We start from the raw sequence: 14,900 nt of genomic DNA, 5'->3' as shown, positions 1-14,900 counted from the left end.
AGGTCACGGAAAACGAATTCGCAGCAACGGCAATTGCTGGAGCCTGTCGAGCAGCCGCACGATATGGCCCGCCGCCATTCCGAGGCAGCCGAGGATGAAGTGGCGGCGGGTCAAGCCTCGCCCGCGGTCCGCGAATGCAAGGCGCTGGAGGCGCGGTTCGGGAGCAGCGTGCCTGCGCAGGGCGGGGAGCGTCGTCATATGCATCAGCCGATCGGGATCCGGATTTCCGGCGCAGTGGTCATCTGCTCGATCGTGGTGTCGAACGACAGGCAATCCGGATTCTCGCCCGGCATCCGGCGCAGCGTCTCGACCAGCTGCTCCTGCTCCAGCAGGAACGAGCGGCCGTCGCGCAGGCGGGAAGGCGCGTGACGGCAACATCTGCTGCCGCTCAAAGCCGAGCGACCGGCAATAATTATAGAGCCGCGGCACGAAATGGCCGTAGCGCATCGCAAAACCGCCAACCCGGAAGGTCTCGATCATCCTCTGCCCGAGCGGTCAGACGTATCCAGAATGCACACGCGGGGAAAACTCGCCCGCTCCCCGTACCGGAACGGTAGATACCGTTGTTGACGGTTATGTGAATGCAGCCGGCAGCGACGATCCGGACGAGGCAGCCGGGTGGCGCGCTCAGCGCCCCCAGCGCAGCACGACCGGATCGAGCGCGCGCGCGATCTCGATCAGGCCGACGCGCGTCGCCGGATGCAGCGGTTGCAACGGGTGCCGCACTGCGTCCGACTTGATGACACCGCCTTCGCGCATCAGCACCTTGCAGGCCTGCAGTCCGCATTGGCGGTTCTCGTAATTGATCAGCGGCAGCCAGCGCGCGTAGGCCTGCACGGCCTCGTCGCGGCGGCCGGCGAAGAACGGATCGATGATCTGGCGGATGCCGTCGGGATAGCCCCCGCCGGTCATCGCTCCGGTGGCGCCGGCATCGAGATCGGCCATCAGCGTGATCGCCTCCTCGCCGTCCCACGGTCCCTCGATCACGCTGCCGCCCTTCTCGATCAGGCCGCGCAGCTTGTTCGCGGCCATCGGCACCTCGATCTTGAAGTACCTGATGTTGGCGAGTTCCTTCGCCATCCGCGCCAGCAAGTCCACCGACAGCGGCGTGCCCGCGACCGGCGCATCCTGGATCATGATCGGGATGTTGATGGCATCCGACACCGTCCGATAGAACTCGTAGATCGCCGGCTCGCCAACGCGGAAGGTCGCGCCGTGATAGGGCGGCATGATCATCACCATCGCGGCACCGGCGGCCTCCGCCTCGCGGCTGCGCGCAGCACACACCGCCGAGGAGAAATGCGTGGTGGTGACGATCACGGGAATGCGGCCCGCGACGTGCTCGAGCACGGCATGCATCACGGTCTCGCGCTCGGCATCGGTCAGCACGAACTGCTCGGAGAAGTTGGCGAGGATGCAGATGCCGTGCGAGCCGGCATCGATCATGAAATCGATGCAGCGCCGCTGCCCGTCGAGATCGAGGTTGCCGCCGGCGTCGAAGATCGTCGGCGCCACCGGGAACACGCCGCGATAGGGACGCTGTGCCGAATTCGTCATGTCAAATCCTCCCTCATGATCTGCCGCAGCTTGATCCGTCACACGTTGCGGAACGGCAGCGGCGGCCCTTCGAGTCTGCGCAGGCCCGGCTCGCGCCGCTCCAGCCACCAACCATACTGCTTCGGCCAGGACGCGAACACCTCGCCGCTTCCGCCGCCCAGCGCAAGCTCGGCATGCAGCGGCCAGTTCGGATCGAACAGCGCCTCGCGCCCGATCGCGACCAGATCGGCCTGGCCGCTGGCCAGGACATCCTCCGCCTGCTGCGGATGCAGGATCAGCCCGACCGCGATGGTCGCAACCTCGGCGGCGCGGCGGATTTCCTCCGCATAGGGCACCTGGAAGCCATAGCCGCGCGGAATCCGCGCCGCGGTTGCCGAGCCGAGCAGGCCGCCCGACGAACAATCGATCAGATCGGCGCCGCGCGCCTTGGCTTCGCGCGCGAATGCGATCTGATCCTCGAGCGTCAGGCCGCCATCGACACCATCGACCGAGGAGATGCGCACCGCCAGCGGCCGCTCCGCGGGCCAGGCGGCACGCACGGTCTCGATGATCTCGAGCGGATAGCGCATCCGCCCGGCGCGGTCGCCGCCATAGGCGTCGCTGCGGCGGTTCGACAAGGGCGACAGGAATTCGTGCAGCAGATAGCCGTGCGCGCAATGCACCTCGACGAATTCGAAGCCGGCCTCGACCGCGCGCAAGGTGGCGCGGCGCCAATGCTCGCGCAGCACGGCGAGCTCGGCAATTTCGAGCGCGTGCGGCATCAGCCAGCCTTCCTCCATCGGGATCGCACTCGGCGCCACCGTGCGCCACGGCAAATCGCCGCGAGCGCGGTCGGCCGCGTCGAGCGCGGCATTGCCGTACCATGGGCGCTGCATGCTGGCCTTGCGGCCGGCATGCGCAAGCTGGATCGAGGGCACCGCGCCGTTGTCCTTCAGGAAAGCGGCGATGCGTTCGAGCGGTGCGATCTGCTCGTCGTTCCAGATGCCGACGTCGCCATGGGTGATGCGCCCCTCGGCGGTGACCGCCGCGGCCTCGACCATCACGAGCCCGGCGCCGCCCTGGGCGAATTTGCCAAGATGAACAAGATGCCAGTCATTGGCGAGGCCGTCGGTCGCCGAATACTGGCACATCGGTGAAATCAGGATGCGGTTTCGGGAGGTCACGCCGCGAAGCGTGATCGGCTGAAACAAGAACGGCTGCGACATCTGGACCTGCGGAAGCGTGGTGGCGGGAAGAATGGCGGCCGAAAGCTAGGCGGCGCGCGCGCCGATCGCAAGCCGCGCCGCAGCGCAGGCGGCAAGACCAAAGCGCATGCAGCGCATACACAGGCGCGCGATCCGCAGAACCCGCAACGCTTGCTGAATCAACTTTCCCCGAGTGGTAAACATTTCCGTCATCGCCGGGCCATGCCACCGTTCGCAATTCGCGCCTGATATGCCTACATTGCCGACATGAAAAAAATCGGATTCCTCTCGTTCGGGCACTGGACGCCCTCCCCGCAATCGCAGGCCCGCTCCGCCGCGGATGTGCTGCTGCAATCGATCGACCTTGCGGTCGCTGCAGAAGAGCTCGGCGCGGACGGCGCGTATTTTCGCGTCCATCACTTCGCTCGCCAGCTGGCCTCGCCGTTCCCGCTGCTGGCGGCGGTCGGCGCGAGGACCAGCCGGATCGAAATCGGCACCGCCGTGATCGACATGCGCTACGAAAATCCGCTCTACATGATCGAGGACGCCGGCGCGGCCGACCTGATCGCGAGGGGACGCCTGCAACTCGGCATCAGCCGCGGCTCGCCCGAACAAGTGATCGATGGCTGGCGCTATTTCGGCTATCAGCCGGGCGAAGGCGAGACCGATGCCGACATGGGCCGGCGTCATGCCGAGATTTTCCTCGACATGCTGCGCGGACAAGGCTTTGCGCAGCCGAATCCGCGGCCGATGTTTCCCAATCCGCCCGGCCTGCTGCGGCTCGAGCCGCTCTCGGAAGGCTTGCGCGAGCGCATCTGGTGGGGCGCCGGCTCGAACGCAACCGCGGTCTGGGCGGCGAAGCTCGGCATGAACCTGCAGAGCTCGACGCTGAAGAGCGACGAGACCGGAGAGGCCTTCCACATCCAGCAGGCCGCGCAGATCCGGGCCTACCGCGCCGCCTGGAAGGAGGCCGGCCACACCCGCGAGCCGCGAGTCTCGGTGAGCCGCAGCATCTTCGCGCTGGTCGACGATCGCGACCGCGCCTATTTCGGCAACGGGCAGGAGGAAGACCAGATCGGCTTCATCGACGAGCGGACGCGCGCGATCTTCGGCCGCGGCTATGCCGCCGAGCCGGAAAAGCTGATCGAGCAGCTGAAGACGGACGAGGCGATCGCGGAGGCCGATACATTGCTGCTGACCGTCCCCAATCAACTCGGCGTCGCCTACAACGCCCATGTGATCGAGACCATCCTGACCCAGATCGCGCCGGCTCTCGGCTGGCGCTGAATTTGCCTCGACGCGCAAGCACCCGCGCCGGCCGTCCTTCAGGGGGTGTGGTTGAAAGCGGACGACCGGCAGCGGGCTTGAACCGGCCGTTCTCGCCGGAGGTTGGCCGGTTCTGTTTGGCCAATGCCGGAACCGGAGAGATCGTTCCGCCGGAACTTCGTTCTCAAACGCGGAGAACTACGGAAACATAACTGCGCGTTGTGAGAAGAACAGGTCGAGTACGGTCCGTTAGGCGCGCACGTTGCGTGAACAGATCGCCGTAATATCCCGGGATCATCACACAAGGCCAGTCTCGCGGAATTGGCTCAGGAATTCTCGTCGCGATTGCGGCGCTTGAGATCGAGGCGATCGATGCGCTCGTCAATCCGCCGGTTCAATTCCTCATCCTCGCTCGGATTCCTGCCGCGACGGGCGCGAACGACAAATACGCATCCGATCAGAACAACCGCAAAGAGTGCGTAGGGCCACCATTCCATGCGTTGATCTCAAATGAACGCTCGCCGATACGAGCGGGAAAAGTCATCGTTCAGGCCTGCCGGGATGCGCCGGTCTCGGCGCATAGAAGGGATTGACCAGGCAAGTTGCCGGAATCCCCACGGCGCTGGCCTGACACTGCCTTATCGACGCGAAGATACAATCCATTCGATCGCCGACCAGTTCCCCGTAAACATGCATGCAGACCGGATAGCGAGGATCGTACATTTGTGCGGATGCCGGCTTCGTCATGCAAAGCGCGCCCAGCGCGAGCAGCAGCGCTCCAAGCAACCTCACGTCATGTCTCCTGCGATTGCCGCGACAATGCATCGTCTCGCCGACAAGACTGTCCCGCGCGATTTGGCCTTGGGGCTGGAGCGGGCGAAGGGAATCGAACCCTCGTATGCAGCTTGGGAAGCTGCCGTTCTACCATTGAACTACGCCCGCGATCTCAATTGCTTGAGGTCGCCCTCACGGCTGCGACCGCCGGACCATAGCCCGGCCCGTGGCTGGGGATCAAGCGCGCATTGGCGCCGATCCCCGCGCCGTCGCCGCTACTGGCCCATCCTCACAAGCACGTCATTGATCACAAAGGAGGCAGCAGCGGATGCGTCGCAGCTCCCGCCGCGCGCATAGATGCAGGCTTCGCTGAAGCCGACGCGTGCACAGCTCTGCCGCGAGAAATCCGCCGGCAGATCGGCTGCGGCCTCGGGTCGCGCGAGGATGCGGTTGAAGGCCGGCCTGGTCGCCTGCAGCAGCAGAGGTAGCAGGATCAGCTCGGCGATCGGATCGGCGGGCGCAAGCGCATAGAGCGGCGCCGGGCCGACCAATCGCTCCCGCCCCGGCAATTGCTGGAAACGAACGTTGTAGAGCGCAAGGCCGCACAGCTGCGGATCGCTGCGCAGTTCGGCGGCAAGCCGCGCCGCGCCGACGCCGCGCGTCCAGTACTCGCGCATCCCGTCGCTGGCGCCGGCCAGCGCCACCGACAGCAGCGCCCAGCCGCCGAGCACGATCGGCATTGCCCAGCGCCGCCACGTAGCCTTCGCGCGCAGCCATTGCACCCAATCGGCCGAGCCCAGCGCCGCGACGATGGTGAACAGCGCCACCGACAGGAAGACGAAGCGGTATTCCTTGTGCACGATCAGGCTGTGGAAGACGAGGTTGACGAGCGCCACGGCCAGCAGCAGCGGCGCGTGCCGCCAGCCGCGCCAGATCGCAGCGAGCGGAAGCAGGATCGCTATCGACCACACGGTCAGGAAGTCGATCAGATAGGCCGAGGGCGGCGACACGCCGAATTCGATGGCGCGATCGTGGACCAGGTTTTCCCTGATATTGCCGATCAGCCAGGCGAACGGCACGGCGCCATGCGCAAGGTCGATCGCGGCGGCGAGCAGCAACGCAACGAGCCCGCCGGCGACCATCGGAACCAGGTTTCGCCAGCGTGTCCAGCACGCCCCGAAGGCCAGCACGGCGATCGCCGGCGCATACTGGAAGCGGCAGACAAAGGCGAAGGCGAGCAGCGCACCGCCAATCGCGAGACGCCGCGGCGACGTACCATCGGTGATCAACAGCGCCGCCGGAACGATGAGCGCGGCCGCCAGCGGCTCACCCAATGTGTGTGGCGCGAGCATGATCAGTTCGAACCAGGTCGCGGCCGCGAAGGCCGTGACGACGGCATGGGTTCGCGACACCCGCGCGCCAAACAACCAGGCGCTGACCACGATCGACAGCGAGGCGCATGCGGCGATCAGGCGCGGCACCAGGAAGGCGCCCGCGCCGCCGGGCGCGATGGCATCACCGAGCGCAACCGGCCCGGCCATCAATGTCGGCAGGAACCAGCCGCGAATGCCGTCGCGCCATTCCCACGTCAGGATGCCGTCATGGCCAAGCATCCGCCACGCCGGCTCGAGATACTGAAAGATCTCGTCGGGATAAATCACGTTGGGCCAGACCGCGGCCGCAAGGCGCAGCACCAGCGCCAGCAGCAGCAACGCGAAGAGCCCGTGAACACGCCCGCGCGCGCGCACGACCATGCCTGCGCTGCCGGGCGCGGCCTCGACGCTCGTGCCCGTCATCGTTCCGCCGATCGTCTTCTGGAGCAGCATGTCGCGACCAGATAGCGGGCAAAGCCTTTAAGATGCGTGACTGGAAGATGCGTGACCGGACGTTGTCGAGGTCACACAGCGCCGGCCACAACATGCTTAACCAATCGTCAAGATTCCGGATGCGCCGGACCGCGACGATGTTATGATCGCGTCTGGGGGTTGGCGGCGTCATGGCGGGGCGTGGGTACACCATTTTCGACACGGCAATCGGCCGATGCGGCATCGCATGGGGCGAAGCCGGCGTCGCCGGTGTCCAGCTTCCCGAGTTCCGCGAAATCGAAACCCGCAAGCGGCTGTTCAAGCTCTATCCCGATGCACGCGAGATGCGGCCTCCCGAGGAGATCGAGGTCGCGATCGAGGGCATTGCAGCGATCTTGCGCAGCGGCAATGCCGATCTCACCGGCGTTGCGCTCGACATGAGCGCCATCCCGGCCTTCAACCAGCGCGTCTACCAGACCGTCCGCGGCATTCCCCGCGGCGAGACCCGGACCTATGACGAGGTGGCGAGCGCGCTGCGTGCGTCCGGCGCGGTCTATTCGGTGGCGCAGGCGCTCGGCCGCAATCCCTTCATGATCATCGTGCCCTGCCACCGCGTGCTGGAGGCGGGCCACTATGCCGACCGGATCTCCCCGAACGGCGGCAGCGTCTCCAAGCGGCGGCTGCTTTCGATCGAAGGCGCCCAGTCATCGACCAGCAAAACCCTGTTCGACGTGCTGCTGCCCGTTGCACGGCCCCGGCCGCAAGCCTAAATCTGGGGTATGACCCGGACCACGCTGTTGCAGCGAGATCGCATCACGGTGAACGAGTTTCGCTGCACGGCGGAGCCCGGCGACAAACCATTCGCCGAGCAGTTCGCCTGCCACTCCGTGTCCTATGTCCGCAGTGGCAGCTTCGGCTGCCATTGCCGCGGCCGCTTCCATGAGCTGGTGGCAGGCTCGATCCTGGTCGGCCATCCCGGCGACGAATACACCTGCACGCACGACCATGTGGTCGGCGACGAATGCCTGTCGTTCTTCCTCGACCCGGAGCTGGTCGAGACGATTGGCGACCGCACCACGGTGTGGCAGGTCGGCTCGGTGCCGCCGCTGCCCGAATTGATGGTAATCGGCGAGCTCGCCCAAACGGCGGCAGCTGGCAACAGCGACGTCGGCCTCGACGAGGTCGGCCAGCTCCTCGCCAGCCGCCTTGTCGAGCTGGTGTCCGACCGCAAGGCAAAGCCCCTCACCGCCGGCCTGCGCGATCGCCGCCGCGCCGTCGAGGCCGCGCTGTGGATCGACGCCAATTCGCACCAACAGATCGATCTCGACGATGCCGCGGAGCAGGCTGGCCTCAGCACCTTTCATTTCCTGCGGTTGTTTTCCGCGGTGCTCGGCGTTACCCCGCATCAATATCTCGTGCGCTCGCGGCTGCGCCATGCGGCGCGGCGGCTCGTCGACGACGACAGCCCGGTCACCGATATCGCCTACGACGTCGGCTTCGGCGATCTCTCCAATTTCGTGCGCAGCTTCCACCGCGCCGCCGGCGCCTCGCCGCTCAAGTTCCGCCAGGCCTCCCGCGGCGACCGCAAGATTCTCCAAGAACGCCTTGCGCTGCAATAGCTAGGTTGCTCCGGTCCGCGCGTCCCTCGACGCGCCCAGCGACTGGAGACCCCATCATGTACGACCATATCGGATTGCGCGTCGCCGACCTCGACGCCAGCGTGCGCTTTTATACCGCGGTGCTGGCGCCGCTCGGCTTCGTGCTGTGCTCGCGCGACGACAGCGGCGCGGGCTTCGGCCCCAAGGGCGAACCCGCGCTCTGGCTGCATCTGCACAAGGGCCGCGCGCAAGGCGGCGCCCACATCGCGTTCCGCGCCCCGAGCCACGACGCGATCAAGACATTCCACACCGAGGGCCTGAAGGCCGGCGGCAAGGACAACGGCGCGGCAGGCCATCGCAAGGACTACAGCCCGACCTACTACGCGGCGTTCCTGCTCGATCCCGACGGCAACAATGTCGAGGCGGTGAGCACCTAAGCCTCAACCCGTCATTGCGAGGAGCGAAGCGACGAAGCAATCCATGCTCTCGCCCTGCGGAAGGATGGATTGCTTCGCGGAGCCTGTCATCCGGCGGCGCTTTGCGCCGACCGGGTGGCTCGCAATGACGACCTTCACATCCATCCAACCAAGGACTCAATCTCATGGCTTCCATTCACAAAGACATCCCGATCGACGCACCGGCCGACCACGTCTGGGACGCGTTGCGCGATTTCGGCGCGCTGCATACGCGGCTGGTGCCGGGCTTCGTCACCGACACCAAGCTCGACGGCGACGTCCGCACCGTGACTTTCAGTAACGGCACCGTGGCGCACGAGACGCTGGTCGATTGCGACGACAAGCGGCAACGGCTGGTCTATGCGATCACCAGCGAGCGGCTGAAGCAGCATTCCGCCTCGGTGCAGGTGTTTGCCGAAGGCGATACGCGCTGCCGGGTGGTGTGGATCGCCGACGTGCTGCCGCACGAAGTCGCGCCCTACATGGACGCGCAGATGGATCTCGGCGCGGCGGCGATGCAGGCCGCACAGGCCAAATCGGCCAGGGAGAAGAGCGCGGCGTAGCGGGGCTGGCGGCCGAAAAGCTTTATCACCGTCACCCTGAGGAGGCCGCAAAGCGGCCGTCTCGAAGGGCCGACGGCCGGGCTTTGTCCACGAGCCTGTTGAGGCATCGGGGCCGTGCATCCTTCGAGACGCGGCCAAGTGGCCGCTCCTCAGGATGACGGTGTGAGAGTCGCGAATGACGGACTGAGACTTACGACAGCGCCGGTTGCGCCTGGGCGACCGGCGCAGCCTTGCCCCAGCGCGTCAGGATCACGCTGAGGCAAGAGAGCACGCCGAGCACGCCCATCGAGGCGGCGGCGAGTGCGAAGAAGTTTTGCGCGCTCGCCTCATGGGTCGACAGCCACCAACCGCCGGCGCCGATGAAGATCAGCCGCGCGGTCTGCGCCAGCACCGGACCCAGCACCTTCGCCGCACCCTGCGAGGAGAAATACATCGACATCGCAAGGCCGATGAAGGCGTACATCGGCGCGGCGGTCGAGAGATATTGGTGGCTGGTCGCCCGCACATGCGGATCATTGGTGAACAGATTGACCCACAGGTCTGGGAAGACGGCGATGAAGCTGCCGACCACGCCGACCGCAAGGAATGACACCGTGCCTGCGGTCCAGGCGATGCGCCGGGCGCGCGCAACGCGCTCGGCGCCGACGGCCATGCCGATCATCGGCACCGAAGCGATGCCGACCGCGAACGCCACCGAGGTCAGCATGAATTCGAGCCGCGCGCCGATGCCGTAGCCGGCGAGCACCGCGGTGCCGAACTGCGCCAGCATGTGGGTGAAGATCGAGATCGTCAGGACCGATTGCAGCGGCGAGAAGCAGGAGACCGCGCCGACCCTGAGGATGTCGATGAACATCGCCCATTGCACGCGTAACCCCTTGAGCTTCGGCTTCACGCGGGCGCGGCCCGAGAACAGATACCAGCCCATCACGCTGATGCTGATCGAATAGGCGATCAGCGAGCCCGCGGCGACGCCGCGCATGCCGAATTGCGGTACCGGCCCGAGGCCGAGCCCGAGCGTGCCGCCGAGAATGATCTGCCACACCGCCGAGGACAGGATCATGGTCGACGGCAGCTTCATGTTGCCGGTGCCGCGCAGGATGCCGGCCATCGTGTTCATCAGCCAGGGCAGGATCGCGCCGCCGAAGAAGATCTGCGAATAGGCGATTGCATTCGCCAGCACGTTGCCGCGGCCGCCGAGCAATTCGAGCAGGCGCGGACCGAAGATCAGCATGCCCAGCATGAAGGTGACACCGAACGTCAATCCGATCAGCAGCGCATGCATGGCAAGTGTCGAGGCGCGCTCGATCTCGCCGGCGCCGAGCGCGCGCGCGATCGCGGATGCGACGCCGCCGCCCATCGCGCCGCCGGACATCGTCATGGTCAGAATCACGCAGGGAAACACCAGCGCCATCGCCGCGAGCGATTCAACGCCGAGCCGGCCGATATAGGAGGTCTCCGCGATCACCACGCAGGTGCCGGCGGAGAGCGCGATCACGTTCGGCCACGCCAGCCACAACAGCGTGCGCAAGATCGGCCCGTCGAGCAGCGCGTTGCGCGCCGGTCTCGTCACCGGCGGCGGCAGCGGTCGTTCTTGTTCGTCGACAGGTATTTCGGCGAGGCCGAGATCGGACATTTCTACTCCCACGCGCGATCTGGGGAGCCGCGCCATGGTGTTTCCCTACCATGGCAGCGGCGAAATCCACGTGCGCGGGACGCAAGGGGGGCCTGCGCGATTGCAGGTGAACCCGAATGAACCCCTGATCTAGCCGATCGACCAGACCAACGGCGCGCCGGCGGCGCCATTGGGCGTCAGATGCACCGGAATATGCCGTCCGCAGCCGGTGGCCAGCCCTTCGAACAGGCCCGTCAGCACGTTTGCGCAGGCCGGGTGATAATCGGCCACGTCGGCCATCAGCTTCCAGCCCCGCTGGCGGATCTCGAACTGGCCCTCGGACTCGCTGATCTCTGCGACATCATCCTGCGACTCGAACAGCGCGCGCAGGAATGCGGCAAATTCCGCGGCACGGCCACGGCTGCCGCCGAGCGCCTGCGCGACCTCGTCGAAATACTGCATGCCAATGAGCTTGCCGGTGAGATGCAGCAGGTAGCTCGCGTCCTCAGGCCCGAACACCTGCACGATGACCGGCGCGGCGGTCTTCACATATTCCATCGCGTAGTTGCGATAGGCCTTCTCCAGCCGCGGCTTCGGCCAGCTGTCGACCGGCAGCGCCGGCGCGGTTCTGGGATCGAACAGCGGCGCCTCGCGATGGCGCGCGAACACCAGGCGCTGGTCGAGCTCGAGCGGATGATCGTATTCGCAGTAATAGCCCTCGAGCCCATCCTGTCCATCGACGCTCTGCTTGGTGCAGACAAAGCCGAGCCTGAGATCGCCGAGTGCGACACCATTGTTGGCGTGCCAGCCGCGCAGCATCGCGCGCGAGACCTCGCCGGGCACGCCACAGATCGCGGTGCCCTTCCAGATCCAGCGCGGCGGCGGATAGCGGATCCAGGCCTTGCGGTCACTCTCGTACATGTATTCGACATGCACGCCGCCGATCCAGTTGGAGAGGTAGTGATACTGCGCGGCGGCGACCGCCGGCGGCAGGCCGTCGAGGCCGAGCTTCTTCAAGCCGGGCAGGAAGCGCTCCTGCTGCTGACGGCGAAACACGCGGAAGACGAACTCGGCGGCGTCGGCCGTACCGCGCCGCGTGACCACGGTGAGGATCAGTCCGGTGAAGAAGGCGTGATAGAGATCGGCGACGCTGCGCCACTTCCGCCACTGCGCTTCTTGCTGCGCTGAATCTGTTGCGGCGCTCATGTTCGCTCCCTGCTTGTTGTTTGCCGGACTGTGTCATCGCCGACGAGACCGCGCAACCAACACACTCGGTGTCATCGCCCGACTTGATCGGGCGATCCATTATTCCAGAGACAGTCGTTGTCGATGGAGGGGCCGCGGCGTACTGGATTCTCCGCATTCGCGGGGAATGACGGCGGAGAATGACGCGAAATCCGAGCTACGGAATTACACGCGAAAATGCTTGGAGAGCTTCAGGCCCTGCGCCTGATAGTTCGAGCCGATGCGCTGGCCGTAGAGCGCGTCGGGACGCTCGAGCATGCGTTCATAGACGAGGCGGCCGACGATCTGGCCGTGCTCGAGGATGAACGGCACCTCGCGCGAGCGCACTTCAAGCACGGCGCGCGCGCCCTTGCCGCCAGCACCGGCATAGCCGAAGCCGGGATCGAAGAAGCCGGCATAGTGCACGCGGAATTCGCCGACCAGGGGATCGAACGGCACCATCTCCGCGGCGTAGTCCGGCGGCACCTGCACGGCCTCTTTCGAGGCCAGGATGTAGAACTCGCCGGGATCGAGGATGAGGCTGCCGTCGGGCCGCGCCTTGATCGGCTCCCAGAAGTCGTCGACCGCATAGCCGCCGCGGCGATCGACATCGACCACGCCGGTGTGACGCTTGGCGCGATAGCCGACGAAGCCGCCCGAAGTCTCGCCGGAGAGATCGACCGAGAGCGCGACACCGTGGGTGAGATCGGCATCGTCGATATCGACCAGCCGCTCGGCGGCATGCAGCGCGTCGAGCTCGTCGGCGTTCAACGTCGCCTCGCCGATCCGGAAACGAACCTGGCTGAGCCGCGAGCCCTCGCGCAGCAGCACGGGAAACGTCTTCGGCGAGATCTCGGCATAAAGCGGGCCGTGGTAGCCGGCGCCGATCATGTCGAAGCGGCGGGTGCCGTCGGCGATCACGCGGGTGAAGACGTCGAGCCGTCCGGTCGAGCTCTTCGGGTTGGCCGCGGCCACGATCTCCGGCGGCAGCGCCAGGCTCTCCAGCAGCGGGACGATGTAGACGCAATTGGTCTCCAGCACCGCACCGTCGGAGAGATCGATCTCGTGCAGCTTGAGCTGGTCGATCCGCTCGGCGACGGTGGCATCGGGGCCCGGCAGGAAGCTGGCGCGGACCCGGTAGGCGATGTCGCCGAGGCGGAGGTCAAGGCTTGCCGGCTGGATCTGGCTCTCGACGAAGTCGTAGGCGGGCAGGATGAGGCCGGCCTCCGCCATCTCCGCGATCATGCGGTCGGGCAGGATTCCGTTGGATTCATCTTCCAGCGTGAACGACACGGCGAGGTCCCTCGAGATGGCCCAAAATCATACTCTGAACGGCCACCAAGCCCCAATATATGGGCTTTTAGGGGTTATCCGATGACCGTCTTGACGGAAAGGGCGCGAGGGAATATCAGCTGCACTTATCCCGTGGTGATTTGAGCCGGCCGGCTTGCAGCCACGTTAAATAAGTCGCTAAACAGGCCGGGGACAGTGTGATCCCGGCTTGTGGAGGTTGCTCCAGGCCGGTTTTTTTGTGGCCAGTTTCCAAGGGAAATGGCCACTTCGGAGGTCACATGTCTGAATCTGAAGGTACCGCCCGTTTTCGTCCCGAAACCCGCCTCGTCCATGGCGGCACGCTGCGCTCGCAATTCGGGGAGACGTCGGAAGGGCTGTTTCTCACCCAGGGCTACGTCTACGACACCGCCGAGCAATGCGAGGCGCGCTTCAAGGGCCAGGACCCCGGCTTCATCTATTCGCGCTATTCCAACCCGACGATTGCGATGTTCGAGCGCCGCATGATCGAGCTCGAGGGCGCGGAAGCCGCGCGCTCGACCGCGACCGGCATGGCCGCGGTGACCACCGCGATCCTCGCGCCGCTGAAGGCCGGCGACCACGTGGTGGCATCGAAGGCGCTGTTCGGCTCCTGCCTCTACGTGGTGCAGGACCTGCTGCCGCGCTACGGCATCGAGACCACGCTGGTCGACGGCCTCGATCTCGACCAGTGGCAGCGCGCCTTGCGGCCGAACACCAAGACCTTCTTCCTGGAAAGCCCGACCAATCCGACGCTCGACGTGCTCGACATCGGCGCCATCGCCAGGATCGCGCATGGCGGCGGCGCCCGGCTGATCGTCGACAACGTGTTCGCGACGCCGATCTGGCAGAGCCCGCTGTCGCTCGGCGCCGACGTCGTGGTCTATTCCGCGACCAAGCATATCGACGGCCAGGGCCGCTGCCTCGGCGGCATCATCCTGTCGTCGGAAGCCTTCATCGCCGAGCACATCCACAATTTCATGCGCCAGACCGGCCCGTCGCTGTCGCCGTTCAACGCCTGGGTGCTGCTGAAGGGACTGGAGACGCTCGGCGTCCGCGTCCGCGCTCAGACCGAGAACGCGGCGAAGATCGCCGAGGCGCTGGCCAAGCATCCGAAGATCACGCGGCTGGTCTATCCCGGCCGCGCCGATCATCCGCAGGCCGAGACGGTGAAGAAGCAGATGGGCGCCGGCTCGACGCTGGTCGGCTTCGAGGTGAAGGACGGCAAGGCCGGCGCCTTCCGCTGCCTCAACGCGCTGAAGATCTCGCGCATCTCCAACAATCTCGGCGATGCGAAGAGCCTGGTCACGCATCCCGCGACCACGACGCATCAGCGCCTGGCGCCGGAAGCCCGCGCCGAGCTCGGCATCAGCGAAGGCTTCATTCGCTTCTCGGCCGGGCTCGAGCATCCCGACGACCTGATCGAGGATTTCGAGCGGGCGCTGGAGCAGGTTTGAGACTGGCGTAGAAGCCTAAAGCGCGAAACAAGACCTCATCCTGAGAGGATGTGAGGCTGTATCCTCGTCCACCGCCGTCATCGCCCGGCCTGTGCGC

Annotated in this window: 16 protein-coding genes, 1 tRNA gene and 1 riboswitch; of the genes, 6 read left to right on the top strand and 11 right to left on the bottom strand. The window is 66.0% G+C overall.

Features of this window, described 5'->3' with window-relative positions:
• Nucleotides 1–3: 3 nt before the first annotated feature.
• From XH92_RS04205 to XH92_RS04190, 4 genes are all read right to left on the bottom strand, one after another.
• Nucleotides 4–204 (bottom strand): hypothetical protein, encoded by a 201-nt coding sequence (locus tag XH92_RS04205; protein WP_194458112.1) that lies wholly within the window; start codon nucleotides 202–204, stop codon nucleotides 4–6.
• Nucleotides 204–392 (bottom strand): hypothetical protein, encoded by a 189-nt coding sequence (locus tag XH92_RS04200; RefSeq protein WP_194458111.1) that lies wholly within the window; start codon nucleotides 390–392, stop codon nucleotides 204–206. Before XH92_RS04200 ends, XH92_RS04205 begins: the two co-directional genes overlap by 1 nt.
• A gap of 235 nt (nucleotides 393–627) precedes the next feature.
• Nucleotides 628–1,557, bottom strand: a complete 930-nt coding sequence (locus XH92_RS04195) for a dihydrodipicolinate synthase family protein (protein ID WP_194458110.1) — start codon at nucleotides 1,555–1,557, stop codon at nucleotides 628–630.
• A gap of 38 nt (nucleotides 1,558–1,595) precedes the next feature.
• On the bottom strand, nucleotides 1,596–2,762 hold the full coding sequence (locus tag XH92_RS04190; protein WP_194458109.1) for an NADH:flavin oxidoreductase/NADH oxidase: 1,167 nt from the start codon (nucleotides 2,760–2,762) through the stop codon (nucleotides 1,596–1,598).
• Nucleotides 2,763–3,008: 246 nt separating this feature from the next.
• Here XH92_RS04190 and XH92_RS04185 point away from each other — a divergent pair, with 246 nt between their 5' ends.
• Nucleotides 3,009–4,028 carry an LLM class flavin-dependent oxidoreductase gene (locus XH92_RS04185; RefSeq protein WP_194458108.1) on the top strand — a complete coding sequence of 340 codons (1,020 nt, stop codon included), beginning with the start codon at nucleotides 3,009–3,011 and terminating at the stop codon, nucleotides 4,026–4,028.
• 305 nt (nucleotides 4,029–4,333) lie between these two features.
• On the opposite strand, the gene XH92_RS04180 is transcribed toward XH92_RS04185, so the two are convergent.
• The 4 genes from XH92_RS04180 to XH92_RS04165 all read right to left on the bottom strand — a co-directional run bounded on the left by XH92_RS04180 (nucleotide 4,334) and on the right by XH92_RS04165 (nucleotide 6,607).
• On the bottom strand, nucleotides 4,334–4,504 hold the full coding sequence (locus XH92_RS04180; protein WP_194458107.1) for a hypothetical protein: 171 nt from the start codon (nucleotides 4,502–4,504) through the stop codon (nucleotides 4,334–4,336).
• A gap of 43 nt (nucleotides 4,505–4,547) precedes the next feature.
• Nucleotides 4,548–4,730: a DUF3551 domain-containing protein gene (locus XH92_RS04175; RefSeq protein ID WP_371818063.1), complete on the bottom strand. Its 183-nt coding sequence runs from the start codon at nucleotides 4,728–4,730 to the stop codon at nucleotides 4,548–4,550.
• Between the two features lie 145 nt (nucleotides 4,731–4,875).
• Nucleotides 4,876–4,949, bottom strand: a tRNA-Gly gene (locus XH92_RS04170).
• A gap of 107 nt (nucleotides 4,950–5,056) precedes the next feature.
• On the bottom strand, nucleotides 5,057–6,607 hold the full coding sequence (locus tag XH92_RS04165) for a 4-amino-4-deoxy-L-arabinose transferase (RefSeq protein ID WP_194458105.1): 1,551 nt from the start codon (nucleotides 6,605–6,607) through the stop codon (nucleotides 5,057–5,059).
• A gap of 170 nt (nucleotides 6,608–6,777) precedes the next feature.
• Between XH92_RS04165 and XH92_RS04160 the strand changes: the two genes are divergently transcribed.
• The 4 genes from XH92_RS04160 (at nucleotide 6,778) to XH92_RS04145 (ending at nucleotide 9,202) form a co-directional block, all read left to right on the top strand.
• Nucleotides 6,778–7,356 (top strand): methylated-DNA--[protein]-cysteine S-methyltransferase, encoded by a 579-nt coding sequence (locus XH92_RS04160; protein ID WP_194458104.1) that lies wholly within the window; start codon nucleotides 6,778–6,780, stop codon nucleotides 7,354–7,356.
• 9 nt (nucleotides 7,357–7,365) lie between these two features.
• Nucleotides 7,366–8,205: an AraC family transcriptional regulator gene (locus tag XH92_RS04155; RefSeq protein WP_194458103.1), complete on the top strand. Its 840-nt coding sequence runs from the start codon at nucleotides 7,366–7,368 to the stop codon at nucleotides 8,203–8,205.
• Between the two features lie 56 nt (nucleotides 8,206–8,261).
• Nucleotides 8,262–8,621: a VOC family protein gene (locus tag XH92_RS04150; RefSeq protein WP_194458102.1), complete on the top strand. Its 360-nt coding sequence runs from the start codon at nucleotides 8,262–8,264 to the stop codon at nucleotides 8,619–8,621.
• A 164-nt stretch (nucleotides 8,622–8,785) separates the two neighbouring features.
• Nucleotides 8,786–9,202: an SRPBCC family protein gene (locus tag XH92_RS04145; protein WP_194458101.1), complete on the top strand. Its 417-nt coding sequence runs from the start codon at nucleotides 8,786–8,788 to the stop codon at nucleotides 9,200–9,202.
• A gap of 190 nt (nucleotides 9,203–9,392) precedes the next feature.
• Here XH92_RS04145 and XH92_RS04140 read toward each other — a convergent pair whose 3' ends face one another.
• The 3 genes from XH92_RS04140 to XH92_RS04130 form a co-directional block, all read right to left on the bottom strand.
• Nucleotides 9,393–10,835 carry an MATE family efflux transporter gene (locus XH92_RS04140; RefSeq protein ID WP_194458100.1) on the bottom strand — a complete coding sequence of 481 codons (1,443 nt, stop codon included), beginning with the start codon at nucleotides 10,833–10,835 and terminating at the stop codon, nucleotides 9,393–9,395.
• Nucleotides 10,836–10,964: 129 nt separating this feature from the next.
• Nucleotides 10,965–12,020, bottom strand: a complete 1,056-nt coding sequence (locus XH92_RS04135; protein WP_194458099.1) for a hypothetical protein — start codon at nucleotides 12,018–12,020, stop codon at nucleotides 10,965–10,967.
• A gap of 204 nt (nucleotides 12,021–12,224) precedes the next feature.
• Nucleotides 12,225–13,283 (bottom strand): 2'-deoxycytidine 5'-triphosphate deaminase, encoded by a 1,059-nt coding sequence (locus XH92_RS04130; protein ID WP_371818062.1) that lies wholly within the window; start codon nucleotides 13,281–13,283, stop codon nucleotides 12,225–12,227.
• Nucleotides 13,284–13,453: 170 nt separating this feature from the next.
• A riboswitch (SAM riboswitch) is annotated at nucleotides 13,454–13,533 on the top strand.
• Nucleotides 13,534–13,609: 76 nt separating this feature from the next.
• Here XH92_RS04130 and XH92_RS04125 point away from each other — a divergent pair.
• Entirely contained in the window at nucleotides 13,610–14,803 is a 1,194-nt protein-coding gene (locus XH92_RS04125; RefSeq protein ID WP_194458097.1) for an O-succinylhomoserine sulfhydrylase, read from the top strand.
• The last annotated feature ends 97 nt before the right edge of the window (nucleotides 14,804–14,900 follow it).

Origin of the sequence: Bradyrhizobium sp. CCBAU 53421, assembly GCF_015291625.1 — a bacterium.
Lineage (GTDB): Bacteria > Pseudomonadota > Alphaproteobacteria > Rhizobiales > Xanthobacteraceae > Bradyrhizobium.
Note: the sequence above shows the minus strand (reverse complement) of the source record. Positions and strands in the feature narration are given on the sequence as shown.